General features: G+C 69.5%; 16 protein-coding genes. 8 read left to right on the top strand and 8 right to left on the bottom strand.

Translation table 11 applies throughout. From position 1 onward, the window contains the following. The first annotated feature begins 26 nt into the window (after positions 1 to 26). Positions 27 to 1,736 carry a fatty acyl-AMP ligase gene (locus tag HUA76_RS12140; protein ID WP_174454379.1) on the top strand — a complete coding sequence of 570 codons (1,710 nt, stop codon included), beginning with the start codon at positions 27 to 29 and terminating at the stop codon, positions 1,734 to 1,736. Then, positions 1,733 to 2,830: an NAD(P)/FAD-dependent oxidoreductase gene (locus tag HUA76_RS12145; RefSeq protein ID WP_174454186.1), complete on the top strand. Its 1,098-nt coding sequence runs from the start codon at positions 1,733 to 1,735 to the stop codon at positions 2,828 to 2,830. The genes HUA76_RS12140 and HUA76_RS12145 overlap by 4 nt, the downstream gene beginning before the upstream one ends. 6 nt (positions 2,831 to 2,836) lie before the next feature. Here HUA76_RS12145 and HUA76_RS12150 read toward each other — a convergent pair whose 3' ends face one another. Beyond that, positions 2,837 to 3,469, bottom strand: a complete 633-nt coding sequence (locus HUA76_RS12150) for a TetR/AcrR family transcriptional regulator (RefSeq protein WP_174454187.1) — start codon at positions 3,467 to 3,469, stop codon at positions 2,837 to 2,839. A gap of 93 nt (positions 3,470 to 3,562) precedes the next feature. Here HUA76_RS12150 and HUA76_RS12155 point away from each other — a divergent pair, with 93 nt between their 5' ends. Continuing rightward, positions 3,563 to 4,606, top strand: a complete 1,044-nt coding sequence (locus HUA76_RS12155; RefSeq protein WP_174460901.1) for an SDR family oxidoreductase — start codon at positions 3,563 to 3,565, stop codon at positions 4,604 to 4,606. Between the two features lie 92 nt (positions 4,607 to 4,698). Further along, positions 4,699 to 5,808: an MBL fold metallo-hydrolase gene (locus tag HUA76_RS12160; protein WP_174454189.1), complete on the top strand. Its 1,110-nt coding sequence runs from the start codon at positions 4,699 to 4,701 to the stop codon at positions 5,806 to 5,808. 5 nt (positions 5,809 to 5,813) lie between these two features. On the opposite strand, the gene HUA76_RS12165 is transcribed toward HUA76_RS12160, so the two are convergent. Further along, positions 5,814 to 7,169, bottom strand: a complete 1,356-nt coding sequence (locus HUA76_RS12165; protein WP_174460902.1) for a hypothetical protein — start codon at positions 7,167 to 7,169, stop codon at positions 5,814 to 5,816. A 103-nt stretch (positions 7,170 to 7,272) separates the two neighbouring features. Continuing rightward, a complete protein-coding gene (locus HUA76_RS12170; RefSeq protein WP_141641643.1) occupies positions 7,273 to 8,208 on the bottom strand; it encodes a LysR family transcriptional regulator in 936 nt (311 codons plus the stop codon). Positions 8,209 to 8,314: 106 nt separating this feature from the next. On the opposite strand from HUA76_RS12170, the gene HUA76_RS12175 reads away from it, so the two are divergent. From HUA76_RS12175 to HUA76_RS12185, 3 genes are all read left to right on the top strand, one after another. Further along, on the top strand, positions 8,315 to 10,039 hold the full coding sequence (locus tag HUA76_RS12175; protein WP_174460903.1) for an alkaline phosphatase family protein: 1,725 nt from the start codon (positions 8,315 to 8,317) through the stop codon (positions 10,037 to 10,039). Positions 10,040 to 10,149: 110 nt separating this feature from the next. Then, positions 10,150 to 10,713: a regulatory protein RecX gene (locus HUA76_RS12180; RefSeq protein WP_141641645.1), complete on the top strand. Its 564-nt coding sequence runs from the start codon at positions 10,150 to 10,152 to the stop codon at positions 10,711 to 10,713. 147 nt (positions 10,714 to 10,860) lie between these two features. After that, positions 10,861 to 11,637 (top strand): alpha/beta fold hydrolase, encoded by a 777-nt coding sequence (locus HUA76_RS12185; protein ID WP_174460904.1) that lies wholly within the window; start codon positions 10,861 to 10,863, stop codon positions 11,635 to 11,637. An 18-nt stretch (positions 11,638 to 11,655) separates the two neighbouring features. Here the strand turns inward: HUA76_RS12185 and HUA76_RS12190 are convergent, their stop codons facing one another. Beyond that, entirely contained in the window at positions 11,656 to 12,558 is a 903-nt protein-coding gene (locus tag HUA76_RS12190; RefSeq protein WP_174454193.1) for a LysR family transcriptional regulator, read from the bottom strand. A 90-nt stretch (positions 12,559 to 12,648) separates the two neighbouring features. On the opposite strand from HUA76_RS12190, the gene HUA76_RS12195 reads away from it, so the two are divergent. Continuing rightward, on the top strand, positions 12,649 to 13,764 hold the full coding sequence (locus tag HUA76_RS12195) for an aldo/keto reductase (RefSeq protein WP_174460905.1): 1,116 nt from the start codon (positions 12,649 to 12,651) through the stop codon (positions 13,762 to 13,764). Between the two features lie 27 nt (positions 13,765 to 13,791). On the opposite strand, the gene HUA76_RS12200 is transcribed toward HUA76_RS12195, so the two are convergent. The 4 genes from HUA76_RS12200 to HUA76_RS12215 form a co-directional block, all read right to left on the bottom strand. Then, on the bottom strand, positions 13,792 to 14,379 hold the full coding sequence (locus tag HUA76_RS12200; protein ID WP_174460906.1) for a Uma2 family endonuclease: 588 nt from the start codon (positions 14,377 to 14,379) through the stop codon (positions 13,792 to 13,794). A 49-nt stretch (positions 14,380 to 14,428) separates the two neighbouring features. After that, positions 14,429 to 15,019 carry a Uma2 family endonuclease gene (locus tag HUA76_RS12205; protein WP_174460907.1) on the bottom strand — a complete coding sequence of 197 codons (591 nt, stop codon included), beginning with the start codon at positions 15,017 to 15,019 and terminating at the stop codon, positions 14,429 to 14,431. Positions 15,020 to 15,083: 64 nt separating this feature from the next. Beyond that, positions 15,084 to 15,821, bottom strand: a complete 738-nt coding sequence (locus HUA76_RS12210; protein WP_141641651.1) for an SDR family oxidoreductase — start codon at positions 15,819 to 15,821, stop codon at positions 15,084 to 15,086. A gap of 24 nt (positions 15,822 to 15,845) precedes the next feature. Next, positions 15,846 to 17,237 (bottom strand): FAD-binding oxidoreductase, encoded by a 1,392-nt coding sequence (locus HUA76_RS12215; RefSeq protein WP_174454197.1) that lies wholly within the window; start codon positions 17,235 to 17,237, stop codon positions 15,846 to 15,848. Between the last annotated feature and the right edge of the window lie 12 nt (positions 17,238 to 17,249).

Consider the following 17,249-nt stretch of genomic DNA (forward strand, 5'->3'; position numbering starts at 1 on the left):
AGGTGCGGTTCCCCACGGTGAACGCGATGCTCTCGGCGGCCAGCCGGACGCCCTTCCAGTTGACGTTCGTCGACGCGGCCGAGCGCGAGGAGTCGCTGTCCTGGGCGGAGGTGTACCGCCGCGCGCGGCGCACGGCGGCGGGGCTGGCGCGGCTGGGGGTGCGCGAGGGGGAGCGGGTGGCGTTGCTCCTGCCCACCTCGCCGGGCTTCATGGATGCCTTCTTCGGGACGCTGCTCGCGGGCGCGGTGCCGGTGCCGCTGTATCCGCCCGTCCGGCTGGGGCGCCTGGATGAGTACCACCGGGCCACGGCGCGGATGCTCCAGGTGACGGAGGCGAGCCTCGTCCTGACGGACTCTCGCGTGCGGCTGCTCCTGGGTCCGAGCGTGGAGAAGTCCCGCCCGCGCCTGGGCTGTCACACGGTGGACGACGTGTCGCGAGGGGACGAGGTGCGCGAGGTGGCGGTGGCGTCTGAGGCGCTGGGCCTCATCCAGTTCTCCTCCGGCTCCACGGTGGACCCGAAGCCGGTGGCGCTGACGCACGGAGCGCTGCTGTCGCAGGTGATGGCGCTGGAGGTGGCGATGCCCCTGTCGTCACCCGAGACGCCGCGCGTGGGCGTCAGCTGGCTGCCGCTGTACCACGACATGGGACTCATCGGCTGTCTGCTGTCCGCGCTGCACTATCCTGGGCACCTGGTGCTGATTCCTCCGGAGGTCTTCCTGGCGAGGCCCGCGCTGTGGCTGCGCGCGCTGTCGCGGCACCGGGGCTTCATCTCGCCCGCGCCGAACTTCGCCTATGGCCTGTGCCTGAAGCGGGTGAAGGACGCGGAGATGGAGGGCGTGGACCTGTCGTCGTGGAAACACGCGCTCAACGGCGCGGAGCCGGTGTCGGCGGAGACGTTGCAGCGGTTCGTCGAGCGCTTCGAGCGCTGGGGCTTCTCCGCGCGGGCGCTGCGTCCGGTGTATGGGCTGTCGGAAGCGTCGCTCGCGGTGACCTTCCCTCCGGAGGGCCGGGGGCCTCGCTCGCTCGGCGTGGACCCGACGGTGCTGGCGAGCGAGGGGCGGGCGGAGGCGGGCGCGCGGATGCTGGTGAGCGTGGGCGCGCCGGTGGCCGGCTTCGAGGTGGAGGTGCGCGACGAGCAGGGCGCGGTGCAGCCGGACCGGCGCGTGGGCCGGGTCTTCACGCGAGGCCCGTCGCTGATGACGAGCTACTTCGGTGACGCGCTCGCCACGCGGCGCGCGCTGACGCTGGATGGCTGGCTGGACACCGGGGACCTGGGCTTCATCGCGGACGGCGAGCTGTACCTGACGGGCCGCGCGAAGGACGTGGTCATCATCCGGGGCGCCAACCACGCGCCGCAGGCGTTCGAGGAGCCGCTCCAGTCCGTGGAGGGCGTGCGCACGGGGTGCGCGGTGGCCCTGGGCTTCACGCCCGAGGGAGGCCAGGACGAGGCGCTGCTCATCCTCGCGGAGCGCGGTGGCGACGCGGCGGAAGCAGACGTGGAGGAGCGCATCCGCGCGGCGGTGGTGGAGGCGACGGGGGTGCGGCCGCACACGGTGAAGCTCCTGGAGGCGGGGACGCTGCCCCGGACGTCGAGCGGGAAGCTGCGCCGGGGCGAGGCGCTGCGGCGCTACCTGTCCGGAGAGCTGTCGCCGCCGAAGAAGGTGGGCATGGTGGGCATGGCGGTGGAGATGGCGCGCAGCGCGCTGGCCATGGCGCGGGCGGAGCACGAGACGTGAGACGGTATGACGTGGCCGTGGTGGGAGGCGGGCCGGCGGGACTGGCGGTGGCCATCCACACCACGGCGCGTGGGCTGAACACCGTCGTCCTGGAGCGCGCGACGCTGCCCGCGGACAAGGCGTGCGGCGAGGGGCTGATGCCCTCGGGGCTCGCGGCGCTGGAGCGCCTGGGGGCGCTGGCGCACCTGGACCGCGCGGAGTGCTCGCCCTTCGTGGGCATCCGCTACGTGCAGGAGGATGGCAGCATGGCGGAGGGGCTCCTGCCGGGGCCGGGCGGGTTGGGGGTGCGGCGGGTGGCGCTCGCGTCGGCGCTGGTGGCGCGGGCCCGGGACGTGGGCGTGGAGCTGCGCGAGCGCACGCAGGTGCTGTCGCATCGGCGCGGCGCGGACGGGGTGACGCTGGAGACGGCGGACGGGCCCGTGGAGGCGCGGATGCTGGTGGCGGCGGACGGGCTGGGCTCGCCGCTGCGGCGCGCGGAGGGGCTGGAGGTGGCCTCGGAGGGGCCTCGGCGCTTCGGGTTGCGCAGGCACTTCCAACTGGCGCCGTGGACGCCCTACGTGGAGGTGCACTTCGCGGACGGCGTGGAGGCGTATGTGACGCCCGCCGGAGCGCGACGCGTGGGGCTGGCCTTCCTGTGGGAAGACGGTGGCGTGGAGGGGCGCGTGGGCTTCGACACGCTGCTCGCGCGCTTCCCTCGGCTCCAGGAGCGACTGCTCGTCGCGGCGCCTGACTCGCAGGTGCGCGGCGCGGGGCCGCTGGCGAGGGTGGCGCGGGTGCGCGTGGCGGACCGCTTCGCGCTGGTGGGCGACGCGGCGGGCTACGTGGACGCGCTGACGGGCGAGGGCCTGTCACTGGCCTTCGCGTGCGCGGAGTCGCTGGGGACGCTGCTGCCGGACGCGCTGACGAAGGGGGCGACGCGCCAGGTGCTGCGCCCCTACGAGCAGCGCTTCCAGCAGGTGTTCCGCAAGTACGCCTGGGCCACGCGCGCGCTGCTCATGCTGGCGCGAAGGCCCGGGTTGCGACGCCCCATCGTCCGGCTGCTGGGGCGAAGCCCGTGGATGTTCGAGAGAATCCTCCATGCCGTCGTGGCGTGACGGGGCCTACTTCGCCATCACCCACCCGACGAACAGCTCCACGGAGCGCTCCAGCAGGGGTTCAATGGAGTCGCTCCGGGTCTTCTTGCGCAGGGGCCCCTCGTTCCACAGCGAGGCGAGGCCGTGCACCCAGGCCCAGACGGTGAACGCGAGCGTGTCCATGTCCACCTTGCCGCCCGTGGTCTCCTTCGCCAGCTCCTGGAGCCGCCCGTAGGCGCGCATGCCCTCCGCGTGGAGGCTCGCGTACTTCTCCTCGTCCCCCCACTCCTGCCGGAACATGACGCGGTAGTGCGCGGGGTGCTCCACGGCGAAGCGCACGTAGCACCGGGCGAGCGCCCGCAGCTGGTTGTCCGTCCGGGGGGCTCGGATGCTGGACAGCGACTCGTCCATCCGCTGGTTGAGCGCCCGGTAGCCCTCTTCCGCCACCGCCGCCAGGAGCGCATCCTTGTCCCGGAAGTGGTGGTAGGGCGCCGCCGCTGTCACACCGGCCCGCCGGGCGACCTCGCGCAGGGACACCGCACCCACGTCCTCCGTCGCGATGAGCTTCAGCGTCGCGTCCACCAGGGCCTGGCGCAAATCTCCGTGGTGGTAGGCGCGCTTTCGCGGCGCCGCCGGTTTCTTCCCGACCCGAGTCGTCATCGCCCCTGCCCCCTTCCTGGAATGTCGTTCATCTTGACACTGCTGAGATTGCCTCTTATCTGAACAGTGCTCATATAGACTGGGAGACGCGGGATGCGCGCATTCGTGACGGGTAGCACGGGCCTGTTGGGTAACAACGTGGTGCGGGCGTTGGTGGCGGGAGGACACACGGTGCGGGCGCTGGCCCGCTCGCCGTCGAAGGCGCGCCAGGTGCTGGGGGGCCTTGCGGGCGTGGAGGTGGTGGAAGGGGACATGCTGGACGTGAAGAGCTTCGCGGCCGCGCTGGAGGGATGTGACGTGGTCATCCACACGGCGGCCTACTTCCGTGAATACTACGCGCCCGGCGACCACTGGCCGAAGCTGTATGCCATCAACGTGAAGGCCACGGTGGAGCTTGCCGAGGAGGCCCACCGACGCGGGGTGAAGCGCTTCCTGGACATCAGCTCCTCGGGGACGGTGGGGACGAAGCCGGACGGCTCGGCCGGAGATGAGGCGACGCCGCCCGCACCCGTCGCCTCCGCGAACCTGTACTTCAAGAGCAAGGTGGAGTCGGAGCGGGAGCTGAATGCCTTCAGCGCGCGCTCGGGCATGGAGGTGGTCTACATCCTGCCGGGGTGGATGTTCGGGCCGGGGGACGCGGGCCCCACGGGCTCGGGCCAGTTCGTGCTGGATTTCCTCGCGGGGAAGATGCCGGCGCTGCTCGACGGCGGCTCGTCGCTGGTGGATGCGCGCGACGTGGCCGAGGCCACGGTGGTGGCGGCACAGAAGGGCCGTGCGGGCGAGCGGTATCTGGTGGGCGGTGAATTCGTGGACCTCGTGACGCTCTCCCAGGCGCTCGAGCGGGTGACGGGGGTGAAGGGGCCGCGCCGGACGCTGCCGCATGGGCTGGCGGTGGTGCTGGGCGCGTTGGGGCAGACGTGGGCCCGCCTGACGGGGGGCCAGACGTCGCTGACGGTGGAGGGTGTGCGCGTCATGCACGCGAAGCTGAGCGTGGATTCGACGAAGGCGCGGCGGGAGCTGGGCGCGTCGTTCCGTCCCCTGGACGAGACGCTGCGCGACACGGTGGCGTGGCTGCGCGAGCACACGCTCAAGGCCGCGCCCGTGCTGGAGAAGCCCCAGGTCGCCACTTCCCCTTGAAGAGGCCTGCGCGTCGTCACGCCGGCCGTTACGATGGGTCCCCAGCGCGCCCTGGCCGGAGGGCTCGGTCGCTTCGATGGAGTGTCGTGCCCATGCCCCTGGACCGCCAGTCCCCCACCTCGACGGTTCTGTTCCTGTTGCTGTGCGCGCCGCTCGTCGGTGGCTGTCTCTTCGCGGGCCCGAGTCACCAGGGGCCGCCGCTCGCGCACTTCGATGGCGAGAAGTTCCACAACCTCGGGGACGCGCCGGAGCTGAAGACGACGGAGCTGGTGGAGGCGGCGCTGAAGGAGCCTCGCGGAGAGTGGCGGGAGTACGAGGAGCTGACGCCGGGCAGGCCTCCTCCGGCGCGGGTGGGGCCGGGCCGGCTGAGGGTGACGCTCATCAACCACGCCACCGTGCTCCTCCAGGCGGACGGGGTGAATGTGCTGACGGACCCCATCTACTCGGACCGGCCCAGCCCGGTGCCCTGGGTGGGGCCCAAGCGCGTGCATCCGCCGGGCATCCGCTTCGAGGACCTGCCGCCCATCCACGTGGTGGTGGTGAGTCACAACCACTATGACCACATGGATTTGCCCACGCTGCGCCGGCTGGAGGAGGCGCACCATCCGCGCTTCATCGTCGGCCTGGGCAACAAGGCGCTGCTGAAGGGCGAGGGCTTCCGGAACGTGGAGGAGCTGGACTGGTGGCAGTCCACGGATGTGACGCCGGAGGTGAAGGTGACGGCGGTGCCCGCGCAGCACCGCTCCAACCGGGGCCTCACGGACCTGTCCGAGACGCTGTGGGCGGGCTACGTCGTCTCCACCACGGGAGGGCCGGTGCTCTTCGCGGGGGACACGGGCTTCGGTCCGCACTTCTCGATGATGGCCGCGCGCTTCGGGCCCATGCGGCTGTCGGTGCTGCCGATTGGCGCGTTCCGTCCGCGCATCATCCACAAGGTGCACATGGGGCCGCGCGAGGCCCTGGATGCGCACAAGGTGCTGAACTCCTCCACGTCCGTGGCCATGCACCACAACACCTTCCCCATGGCCTTCGACGGGCAGGACGAGGCGAAGTTCCTGCTGCTGCGGTTGCTGGCGCGCGAGGAGGTGCGACCGCGCTTCTGGGCGCTGGGGTTCGGCGAGGGACGCTACGTGGAGCCGCTGCCGACGACCGCCGCGGCCCTCGCGGGTATCTGCCACCCGGATACGGTGGTTTCCGAGTAGCCGCTTCAGCGATTGAACGGAACTTCCTGGACCCAGTTGAAGCCTCGGTTGAGGAGCTGGAGCTGGGAGGTGTCCACCTTGCGCACGCGGACGTGGAGGGCGGCGCCCTCGAAGGTGCCCTGGATGACCAGGTGCTCCGGGTCTGGCTGCTCCAGGGTGAAGGTCGTCTTCTTCGCGTCCTCGCCCCGGCCTTCGGCGAGGACGAGCGTCCGGGTCTCCGGGCTGCCCGACACCTGGTAGCGCTGTGTGGAGTCGTCCATCTTCCGGAGGGTCATCCGGAAGCGGCCGATGGCGAGGCTGCGCCAGCGCGAGGTGTCGCCCAGGAGCGGGGGCAGCACCTGTCCATCCTTCGTGAAGGACTCGACCTCATAGAGGCCGTAGAGCGGCGGCAGTGGCGCGCCATCTCCCCACTTCATGTGGCCCTCCAGGGTCCGGCTGGCGTTGGAGTAGAGCATCCAGCCGATGAAGAGGAGCTTCACGCCTCGCAGCGCCCAGGTGACGCGGGAGGAGAAGGCGAAGGGCGTGTCGAGCACTGCGGGCTGGGTGGCGCGGTTGAAGACGAAGACGTCGGCCAGGCGTCGGAGGTCGGGCAGCAGCAGGAAGACGGCGTACAGCAGGAGCAGCGTGGAGTAGAGCTTGACGGGGACGTCGTAGAAGAAGTTCAGCGCTACTACGTTGGACATGACGCCGACGACCACCAGTGAGCCGAGCGTGGTGGTGCGTCGGAAGAGGAGCAGCAGGCCTCCCAGCACCTCCGCTCCTCCGGTGAAGAGGTTGTAGCCCGGGGAGAAGCCCATGAAGGTCCACAGCAGCCCCATGGGAGAGAACTCGCCCAGGGGCTGCGTGAGTCGGTCCACGGTGGGGAAGGGGAATTGGGACTTGAAGACCTTGGCGAAGCCATAGGACAGCATGGCGAGGGCCAGCATGTAGCGGACGTAGACGCGCAGGAAGTCGTGGGCCTTCACGTACCGGGTGCGACGCCGGTCGATGACGGACCACACGCTCGCCGCGATGAAGGCGAGCACCAGGCAGAGGGCCGTCTGTGCGTAGTCGATGGCCTTGTCTCCGCTGCCGGACGTGGCGATGGAGAGCTCCTGCTCGTAGCCGACCACATGTCGGGCGACCCAGGGCACGACGACCTGCCAGAAGCCCGAGATGGCCGTGGCCAGGGGCCTGCCGATGATGGGCAGCGCGTCCAACGGGAAGGCGAAGCAGTAGATGAGGACGAAGGCGCAGACGAAGCGGAACGCGATGCGCTTCGCGGGGCTCCAAGACTCGGGCACCGGAGGGGCGGGGACGGGCGCCGCTGGCACTGGCGCGACGGGCCCTGGCTCGGAGTGAAGAGGGGTGGCGGTGGTCATGGAGGGCTCCTGCGCCCAATCGTAGCCAGGGAGCACGGGGTGCCCAAAAGGATGATTGCCCTGTGGCGCGCTCGCGGGAGCCCGCTCCGTTCCTCCGAGGCGCCTACCGCGCCTTGCGCCGGGCCTTGGTCCGGCGTGTCTTGGGCGCGGTGAGTCCACGCTGCTCGCTGGCGGTGCGCAGGGACTCGATGAGGCGGAGCGCCGCGGGGTTCTCCGGGGCGCTCGCCCGCTGCACGGAGTAGATGAGGTTGACGACCTGCTGGCGGCTCGGGGCCTGGGGCACGACGACGGTGCCCTGACGGGCGGCCTGGGCGACGCAGTGGTCGGGGAGGATGGACCAGCCGTGGCCGGCGGCCACCGTGCCCAGCACCTCCTCCAGCTCCTCGAAGTGGTACGTGCCCCGCACGGAGCGGGGCTGTCGTCCGTAGTGGCCCTCGAACCACTTGCCGAAGACGTACTCACACTCGTCATACGTGATGAAGGCCAGGTCCTCGAAGGCCGCGAGCGACGGGAACGCGCGTCCCCGTGCCTGGGGCGGACCGACGAGCACCAGCTCCTCGCGCCACACGGGCGCGGTCAGCAGGCGGCTCGACACGTGGGGCAGGTAGACGAAGCCCACGTCACAGACACCGTCCTCCAGGGATGAGAAGACCTGGTCCGCCGTGGGGAAACGCAGGGAGTACGGCGCGGAGGCCCGCTCACGGGAGAGGAGGGGATAGAGCACATAGCGTCCGAAGCCGCTCACCGAGGCGATGCGCAGCGGTGCTGGCTGGGTGTCGCCCTCCTTGAAGGTGCGCGCGAGTCGTCCGAACTCGTCGAAGAAGCGCTCACAGAGGGCATGCAGCTTCGTGCCCGCGTCGGTCAGCGTGAGTCGCCGCGTCGTGCGGTCGAAGAGCACGGTGCCCAACTGCTGCTCCAGTTGATGAATCTGGTAGCTCACCGCCGGCTGCGTCCGGTGCAGCACCGTCGCCGCGCGACTGAAGCCCCGCTCACGGCTCACCGTCAGGAAGGTCTCAAGATAGCGAGGGTCCAGATCCATCGAACCATTCTATCGGCTCCATCCAGTCTATCCATTGGATTGATGGAGCGGAGCGCTCGCAGGATGCCCTCCACATCGCGAGGTGCGCGGTGTCGGAGGTGGAATCATGACGGGTTCATGGAGTCGGACGCTCGTGTCGCTGGGCTGTCTATGGGTGGTGCTGGGCTCGAGCCCGAGCGAGGCACGTGAGCCAGAGGTGTCCTCGGGCAAGGTGGGGTCGCGCACGGTGGCTCCAGCCCGAGGCTCCTCGCGGGCCCAGGCGTCCGCCGTGGAAGAGGCGCGTCCGTCGTTGGTGGTGTTCCTGGTGTTCGACGGATTGCGCTACGACGACCTGGAGCGGTGGCGCCATCGGATGGGGCCGGGAGGTTTCCGCAGGCTGCTGGAGGGCGGCACCGTCTTCGACTCCGCGCGCTATCCCTATGCGACGACGAAGACGTGTCCAGGCCACGCCACGCTCGCGACGGGGGCCCTGCCCGGCGCGCACGGAATCATCTCGAACGAGTGGTACGAGCGGGAGTCCGGCGCGGAGGTGAGCTGTGTAAAGGACGCCGCGAGCCCACCGCTGGATGACCCGAAGGGAAAGGGCGTGTCACCCCGGCGACTGCTGGTGCCGACGTTGGGAGACCGGTTGCTCGCGACGCATGGGGCCTCGTCGCGCGTGCTGTCCGTCTCGTTGAAGGACCGCGCCGCCATCATGCTCGGAGGCCACCGGGGACAGGCGTACTGGTGGGGCACGAAGGGCTTCACGACGAGCCGTCACCACGCGGAGCAACTGCCATCCTGGGTCTCCACCTGGAATCAGGCCCAGGTCTCCCAGAAGGGTGGAGTCTGGGCACGAGGCGCGGAGCCCGGGGCGTACGGCGCGCTGGGGCCCGATGACGATGCGCGCGAGCGTCCACCCGAGGACCTGGGGCGGACGTTTCCGCATCCCCTCTCCACGGAGGACGCCTTCCTCTACACCCCGCTGGGCGCGGAGAAGCTGTTCGAGTTCGCCCTGGCGGGCCTGCGCGCCGAAGCGCTGGGGAAGCGTCCTGGTGCGAGGGACCTGCTGGCCATCGGCATGTCGAGTGTGGATGTGGTGAGCCACGCCTTCGGTCCGGAGAGTCACGAGACGGCGGACATGATTCTCCGAATGGACAGGGCGCTGGCCGCGTTCCTGGCGACGCTGGAGCGGGAGCTCGGATTGTCGCGGGTGCTGGTGGCCATGAGCGCGGACCACGGGATGGCGCCCGCGCCCGCGCGAGCCGAGCAGCGGATGCCAGGTGCGCTCGTGACGCACGCGGTGGACGCGGCGCTGGACCGGGCGTTCGGACCCGAGGACTGGGTGGAGGCCTTCAGCGTGCCGCACCTGTATCTGCGTCAGTCGCGCCTGAAGGCGCGCAAGGTGAGGTTGGAAGATGCCGTCGAGGTGAGCCGCACCGCGGTCCAGGCGCTGCCCGGCATCTCCGACGTCGTCTCCGCCTCGGACGTGAGCGCGGGCCGTGAGCGGGGCTTCGCTCGAAGGGTGCGCGGGGAGTACGTGCCGGCGCGGTCCGGGGAACTCGTCATCATCGCGGACCCGCATGTGCTGCTGGAGCCGGGGGAAGACCATGCGAGCACGCACGGCACGCCGTACGAGTACGACATCCACGTGCCGCTCATCCTCTTCGGCCAGGGCCTCCCCGCCGCGCGCCATGGGCGGCCCGTCACTCCGCTCGACCTGGCGCCCACGCTGGCGACGTGGCTGGGCGTGACGCTGCCGGATGCCTCGGGAAGTCCGCTCTGCGAGGCCCTGGCGCCTGGGACGTCCGTGCCCGCGAGCTGCGCCGCGAATGCCGCCGCCGCTCGATGAGGGCGAGTGAGGAGGCAGTGGCGCCGCTCGACTGCCCGCTTGGGTGTTCCTGGACCTGACACCTCTTGTTTCGCGTCCGGGTCAGACGCCCCTGGTAGATAGGGGGCCACGTGGACGACGACCGGACCGGACAGGACAGCAGGCCCCCCAGGAAACAGAAGCGACCCCGGAAGGTGTCCGCCCGCTATCTGGAGAACGTGGCGCTGCACTACCTCAAGCGCTACGCCTCCACGGTGAGCCAGTTGAAGCGCGTGCTGGTGCGCCGGGTGGACCGCTCGGTGAAGGAGCATGGCGGAGACCGCGCCGAGGCGCTCGGGTGGATTGACGCGCTCACGCAGAAGCTCGTCCGCAACAACCTCGTCAACGACGACGCCTATGCGGGGATGAAGGCGCAGTCGCTGCGTGCCTCGGGGCGCAGCACGCGGATGATTGCGCAGAAGCTGCGGATGAAGGGCGTGGCCTCGGACCTGGTGCAGCGCAAGCTGGCGCTGGCCACCGCGGAGGTCTCCGACGAGGACGCCGCGCGCATCTGGGCCCGGAAGAAGCGACTGGGGCCCTTTCGCAAGGACCTGGCCACGCGTGAGGAGAATCGCAAGCGCGACCTCGCGTCGCTGGCTCGCGCGGGCTTCTCGTTCGGCGTGGCGAAGAAGATCATCGACGGAGCACTCGACTAGCGCTGCGACGTCCGGCCCGGCGTGAACTCCCATGCCGTGATGCCGCGAAGCAGTTTTGCGGAAAAGAACGCAGCTATCAAGTTGCAAAAGTCTCCCGTACTTCCCCGCGTGACTGGAACACCTCCAGTCCCTCACGGGAGTCACGGGATGAACGCGACGAAAGACCTGCGGACAGTCACGCTCGATGGCCTGCGAATGCACTGCACGCTGATGGGCGAGGGCCCTCCTCTCGTCCTGCTCCACGGCTTCACGGGGACGGGCGCGGACTGGGTCCATGTGTTCGACCTGGAAGTGCTCGCCCGCAGGTACCGGCTCATCATCCCGGACCTGCGGGGCCACGGCCGGACCGACAACCCGTCAGAGGACTTCACCACGCGCCAGTGCGGGGTGGACGTGCTCGCGCTGCTGGACTCGCTGGGCATCGAGCGGTTTCGCGCCATCGGCATGAGCCTGGGTGGCAACACGCTGCTGCACCTCGCGACGCGTGCACCGGGCCGCGTGGAGCGGATGGTGCTCGTCTCCAGCACGCCGTACTACCCCGCGCAGGCGCGCCGCATCATGGCCACCTTCACGGAGGAATCGCGCACCGAGGCCGAGTGGGCGGACATGCGCTCCAAACACGTCCACGGAGACGCGCAGATTCGCGCGCTCTGGCGACACGGCCGAGGCTTCGCGGACAGCTTCGACGACATGAACTTCACGCCGCCGCTGCTCGGCACGGTGCGCGCGCGGACGCTGCTCGTCCAGGGGGACCAGGACCCGCTCTATCCGCTGGAGCTGTCGGTGGAGCTGTATCGCGCCATTCCCGCGTCCCGGCTGTGGGTCGTCCCGGGCGGGGGACATGGCCCCATCTTCGGGGAGCAGCATGAGGACTTCGCGCGAACGGCGCTGGCGTTCCTGGAGGAGCCCGCGCCGGCGTCGTGACGTGGCGATGCCCCCGTGTCAATTCGTGGGGAGCAGCTTGCGCGCCAGGGCGATGAAGGCGCGCAGCGGCGCCGACGCGCGGGCCCGGTGGGGGTAGTACAGGAAGATGCCCGGGACGGAGGGCGCCCAGTCCTCCAGCACGGGCACGAGGGTGCCCGCGCGCAGGGCGGGGGCGACCTGCAGCTCCGCCAGATAGGTCAGCCCCACGCCCGCCACCGCCATGCGGTACATGACCTCGGAATGGTCCGTGGCCAGCCGGCCCTTCACCTGGATGCGCAGCTCCTTGCGACCCCGCTCCAGCTCCCAGTGATAGGGCAGGCTCGTCGTGGGCGCGCGGTAGGTGATGCAGTCATGTTTCGCCAGGTCCTCGGGGTGCATCGGGGTGCCGTGGCGCTTCAGGTAGGAGGGGGAGGCGAGGACCATGAAGCGGAAGGCGGGCGTGAGCCGCACCTGCACCATGTCCTTCTCCACGGCTTCAATCAGCCGCAGTCCCGCGTCGAGCCCCTCCTCGACGATGTCCACGAACCTGTCGGACAAGCGCACCTCCGCGTGGACATGCGGATTGTCCCGGAGGAAGCGGGGCAGCACCGGCTCGATGATGCTGGCGAGGGCGATGCTGGGCACCGTGAGTCGCAGGGTGCCGGTGAGCTGCGTGGTATCGGCGGACAGGTGCTCGAGCGCGTTGAGGGCGGACTCCAGTCCCGGGGCGGCGCGCTCCAGCAGGCGCTGGCCGGCGTCGGTGAGAGACACATTGCGCGTGGTGCGAAAGAACAACGCCTGTTGGACCCGCTCCTCCAGCAGCCGCACGGACTGACTCACCGCGGAGGTGGAGACGCCCAGCTCCTTCGCGGCCCGGGTGAAGCTCTTGTGCCGTGCGACGGAGACGAACACGGCCAGCTCGTTCAGTGGGGTCAGTGCCATTGTGAAGCCATTCTAAACAGTGCTTTCGCGCCGTGCCTCTTCTCCGAAAGGCCCTCGGGCGGCAGTTTGAGGTCATTCACGGAGGCACACATGACGACGACGAACCGCATCGACTCGCTTTCTCGCTACCACCTGTTGGGGCGCTCGGGGCTGCGGGTGAGCCCGCTGGCCCTGGGGACCATGACGTTCGGCACGGAGTGGGGCTGGGGGAGCCCCAAGGACACGGCGCACCGCCTGCTGGCCCGCTACCTGGAGGCAGGGGGCAACTTCCTCGACACGGCGGACGGCTACACGAACGGGACGAGCGAGGAAATCATCGGGGACTACTTCGCGAAGCAGGGCGGGCGTGACGGCGCCGTCATCGCGACGAAGTTCACGGTGAACACGTCGCCGGGAGACCCGAACGCGGGAGGCAACGGACGCAAGAACATCCACCGCGCGGTGGAGGGCTCTCTGCGCCGGCTGAAGACGGACTACCTGGACCTGTACTGGATGCACGCGTGGGACGGCATCACTCCGATGGAGGAGGTGATGAGCACGCTGACGGACCTCGTGAGGGCGGGGAAGATTCGTTACATCGGCCTGTCGGATGTGCCGGCCTGGTACTTCGCGCGGGCGCAGACGCTGGCGGAGCGCGAGGGCTGGGAGCGCGTCGTCGCGTTGCAGCTGGAGTACTCGCTGGTGGAGCGCAACATCGAGCGGGAGCACATCCCGGTCGCGCTGGAGCTGGGGGCGAGCATCACGCCGTGGAGCCCGCTGGCGTCGGGGTTGTTGTCGGGCAAGTACACGCGAGAGGGCCTGGTCGCGAAGGGAGAGGGGCGACTGCCGGCGGTGCAGGGCCGAGGCAACCCGGGAATGGAGAAGCTCTTCACGGAGAAGAACTGGCGCATCGTGGACACGCTGATGGAGGTGGCGCGGGAGCTGGACAAGCCGCCCGCGCAGGTGGCGTTGGCGTGGGTGACGCGGCGGCCGGGGGTGGCCTCCACCATCATCGGGGCGACGAAGCTGGAGCAGCTCGAGGCGAACCTGCGTGCGCTGGACGTGGAGATTCCGGAGGCGCAGGCGGCGAAGCTGGACGCGGCCGGTCGCCCGGAGCTCGTCCACCCGTACATCTTCTTCGAGAACGCCTTCTTCACCAGCGGCATGTTCACCGGTGGCACGTCCGTGCGCGCCGAGCCGACGTGGTTCCGTCCGGCGGTGCGCTGAAGTTCGGGTGCGCGCTGGAGGCTGGTTTCAGTCGGTGCGCTGAAGGGAGCGCCAGAGCCAGCCCCAGCGCAGCTCCAGGTCCTCGAAGGGTGGGACTCGGATGAGGGCGTCGTGCTCGTTGTAGACGCCCAGCTCGGCCCATTGTCCTTCACGCAGCTCGCTCACGGTGAGCGAGCGTGAGTCCAGGTCGATGAGCCACAGGTGTTTGATGCCGAGGCGCGCGTAGAACGGGCGCTTGATGCGCAGGTCATACGCGCGTGTCGACGGCGACAGGATTTCACAGACCCAATCGGGCTCCGTGGTCCATTGTCGCTCGGGAAGACGGGCGACGAGCTCTCTCCGCCAGCCAGCGAGGTCTGGGATGAACTCCGGGGAGCCTCCGGCCTGCACGCCCGGCTCGACCATGAGCCACCAGCCGCCCGGCCCCGGGTTTCCGAGCTGGAACGGACCATCCAGCTCACCAAAAAGTCTCAGCCCGAAATAGACATGCCCGCCACCGGGGCGGGCATGCGTGTACAGCGCTCCATCGATGATCTCGCCCACGACGCCCTCGGGCAGAGCCTCGATGTCGGCGAGGGTCGCGACACCCTCTGTCTCGCGCTTGCCGTAGGCCATGCCCCGAGTGTGGAGATGGCAGCGCTGTCGGACAAGCGGACGCAGGAGGCTATATCCCGGCGGAGGGTTCCACGAACGGCCAGAGCGCGCCGAGTCTCAGCTCGAGGTCTTCGAACGGAGGCACGCGGACGACGTCCTCATCACCGTAGGTCCCTACTTCCATCCAGAGTCCGTCGCGCAGCTCGCTCACCGTGAGGGTTCGTGCGTCCACGTCGATGAACCACAAGTGCTTGATGCCAATCCGCGCGTAGAACGGCTGCTTGATGTGCAGGTCATACGCACGTGTCGACGGTGACAGGATTTCGCAGGCCCAGTCAGGTGCTACGAGCCAGGAACCCGTGGGTAGCCGTGCCACCCGGTCCCTCCTCCAGCCCGCGACGTCCGGAATGAACTCCGGCGAACCCTCCAGCCGGATGCCGGGCTCCACCTGAATCCACCAGCCCCCAGGTCCGCCACTCCCATGCTGGAAGGGGCTCCAGAGCAGGGCATGCAGACTTCCAAGGGTATTCATATGCCCAGCACGTGGCTGGGCATGCACATACAACGTTCCTTCGATGATCTCGCCCACGACGCCCTCGGGCAGAGCCTCGATATCGGCGAGGGTCGCGACACCCTCTGTCTCGCGTTTGCCGTAGGCCATGCCCCGAGTGTGGAGATAGCAGGGCCGTCCGACAAGCCGCGCCGCTGACGGCGTCCGTTTACAGCTAGAGCTTCAACTTCTTGAACACGGATTCCGGGATGCTCTTGATGATGAGCATGATGAGCGCCCAGATGCCGGGAACGTAGACCTCGTTCTTGCGCGCATCCGCGGCGCTGAGCAGTCCGCGTGCCACCTTCTCCGGCGAGGCGAACAGCTTGTTCTTCGGCAGGTGCGCCGTCATCGGTGTGTCCACGAAGCCCGGCTTCACCGTCACCACCGCCACGTTGGACTTCGCCAGGCGATTGCGCAGGCCCTGCAGGAACACGGTCAGCGCGCCCTTCGACGTGCCGTACACGTAATTGCTCTGCCGGCCGCGGTCTCCGGCCACCGACGAAATCACCACCAGCGTGCCGGCCTTCTGCGCCTCGAAGCGGTTGGCCAGCACCGTCAGGAGCGACGCCGCGCTCAGGAAGTTGGTGCGCAGCACCGCCTCCGTCGCCGTCCACGAGCGCTGCGCCTCCGCCTGGTCTCCCAGCACGCCGTGCGCCAGCACCACGCCGTCCAGCCCGCCCAGCGCCTGGAACGCCCCGTCCACCAGCGCCTCGTGCACCGCGAAGTCGTTCAGGTCCACCGCCTTCGACTCCACCTTCGCGGCGCCCCGCGTGGCGGCGTCCTTCGCCACCGCGTCCAGGTTCTCCGCGTTGCGGCCCACGAGGTACAGCGAGGCACCACGCGCGGCGAGCAGCCGCACCGTCGCCTGGGCAATGGCGCTGGTGGCGCCGAGGACGAGCACTTTCTTCATGGGGTCGGCAATCTCGGAGAGAGGTCAGCGAAGCGCAAGCAGGGACTTGGGATGCGGCGCTCCGGAAGCGCGCTCCGATTCCAGCGAGAAGGGCATGGCCACCGGATTCATCCGCCGCCAGAACGATGAGGAGAACGCCGGGTCGATGTACCCCGCGAACTCCGCGCGGCGCGGGAAGTACGCGGCGAAGCTCTCCGGACTCATCCGCGCGTCCTTCGCCGGATACACCGCGCCGCCCGCCTCGCGCGTCACCCGGTCCAGCTCCTCCACCAGCCGGTACGTCTTCTCCCCCCGGTTGGCGAAGTCCATGGCCAGCGTCACACCCTGGCGCGGAAAGGACATCCACCCCGGCGAGGGAAGGTCACCGAAGGTCTTCAGCACCGACAGGAAGCTGGGCAGTCCGCCGCGCGAGCTTCGCTCCAGGATGTCCTTCAGCGCGTCACGCGCGGTGGCGTAGGGCACCACGCACTGGAACTGGAGGAAGCCCCGGCTGCCATAGATGCGGTTCCACGCGTAGATGGCGTCCAGCGGATAGAAGAACGGGTCGTAGTGCGTCAGCCGCTGCTTGGGCTTGCCGTTCTGCCGGTGGAAGTAGAGCCAGTTGAACGCCGACACCGACAGCCGGTTGAGGCAGAAGGCCGGCATGTCCATCGGCACCGCGAGGCCAATGCCATGCGACAGGTGGCTCTTGGTCAGCGGGAGCCCGTCGAACTGCGGCGGCGCGAAGTTGCCCCGGTACAGCAGGCCCCGTCCCACCTTCTTGCCGCGCGCCAGGCAGTCCACCCACGCCATGGTGAACTCGTGGTCCGCCTCGGACTCGCGCGCCACGACGAGGAATTCGTCCAGGTTGCCGAAGGGCACCGTCTCCTGGAGCACGTACGGGTTGCTGATGGGCTTGAGCTGCACCTCCGCCCACGTGACGAGCCCCGTGAGTCCCAGGCCGCCAATCGTCGCGCCGTACCAGTCCGGGTTCTCGTCCGGCGCGCACACCCGGCGGCTGCCATCCGAGCGCACCAGCTCGAAGCGGCGCACATAGCGGCCGAACGTCCCGCCCCGGTGGTGGTTCTTCCCGTGCACGTCGTTGGCGATGGCGCCGCCCACCGTCACGTACTTGGTGCCCGGCGTCACCGGCAGGAACCAGCCCCGAGGCGCCGCCAGTCGCAACAGCGTGTCCAGCGTGACGCCCGCCTCGCAGCGCACCACGCCCGTGGCCGCGTCGAAGGCGATGAGCTTGTCCAGGCCCGAGGTGAGCAGCAGCGTCCCGCCCCCGTTGAGGCAGGAGTCGCCATAGCTGCGCCCCAGCCCGTGCGGCAGCACGGAGCCAGAGACTTGCGGCAGTGCGTCCGAGCGCCACGTCAGCGCCTGCGTGCGCTGCTCGACTTGGGGGTAACGCCCCCAGGACTCCAGTGACTTCATCGCGGAAGCCCT

The sequence above is a fragment of the Myxococcus sp. CA056 genome, from assembly GCF_013336715.1.
GTDB lineage: Bacteria > Myxococcota > Myxococcia > Myxococcales > Myxococcaceae > Myxococcus > Myxococcus llanfairpwllgwyngyllgogerychwyrndrobwllllantysiliogogogochensis.

Excerpts from the sequence above, each read along its gene's own strand:
- HUA76_RS12170 (WP_141641643.1), bottom strand. The coding sequence starts at position 8,208 with ATGGATCTGGACCCTCGCTATCTTGAGACCTTCCTGACGGTGAGCCGT.
- HUA76_RS12165 (WP_174460902.1), bottom strand. The coding sequence starts at position 7,169 with ATGACCACCGCCACCCCTCTTCACTCCGAGCCAGGGCCCGTCGCGCCA.
- HUA76_RS12155 (WP_174460901.1), top strand. The coding sequence starts at position 3,563 with ATGCGCGCATTCGTGACGGGTAGCACGGGCCTGTTGGGTAACAACGTG.
- HUA76_RS12215 (WP_174454197.1), bottom strand. The coding sequence starts at position 17,237 with ATGAAGTCACTGGAGTCCTGGGGGCGTTACCCCCAAGTCGAGCAGCGC.
- HUA76_RS12210 (WP_141641651.1), bottom strand. The coding sequence starts at position 15,821 with ATGAAGAAAGTGCTCGTCCTCGGCGCCACCAGCGCCATTGCCCAGGCG.
- HUA76_RS12160 (WP_174454189.1), top strand. The coding sequence starts at position 4,699 with ATGCCCCTGGACCGCCAGTCCCCCACCTCGACGGTTCTGTTCCTGTTG.
- HUA76_RS12195 (WP_174460905.1), top strand. The coding sequence starts at position 12,649 with ATGACGACGACGAACCGCATCGACTCGCTTTCTCGCTACCACCTGTTG.
- HUA76_RS12190 (WP_174454193.1), bottom strand. The coding sequence starts at position 12,558 with ATGGCACTGACCCCACTGAACGAGCTGGCCGTGTTCGTCTCCGTCGCA.
- HUA76_RS12175 (WP_174460903.1), top strand. The coding sequence starts at position 8,315 with ATGACGGGTTCATGGAGTCGGACGCTCGTGTCGCTGGGCTGTCTATGG.
- HUA76_RS12205 (WP_174460907.1), bottom strand. The coding sequence starts at position 15,019 with ATGGCCTACGGCAAACGCGAGACAGAGGGTGTCGCGACCCTCGCCGAT.
- HUA76_RS12140 (WP_174454379.1), top strand. The coding sequence starts at position 27 with ATGCTCTCGGCGGCCAGCCGGACGCCCTTCCAGTTGACGTTCGTCGAC.
- HUA76_RS12185 (WP_174460904.1), top strand. The coding sequence starts at position 10,861 with ATGAACGCGACGAAAGACCTGCGGACAGTCACGCTCGATGGCCTGCGA.
- HUA76_RS12200 (WP_174460906.1), bottom strand. The coding sequence starts at position 14,379 with ATGGCCTACGGCAAGCGCGAGACAGAGGGTGTCGCGACCCTCGCCGAC.
- HUA76_RS12150 (WP_174454187.1), bottom strand. The coding sequence starts at position 3,469 with ATGACGACTCGGGTCGGGAAGAAACCGGCGGCGCCGCGAAAGCGCGCC.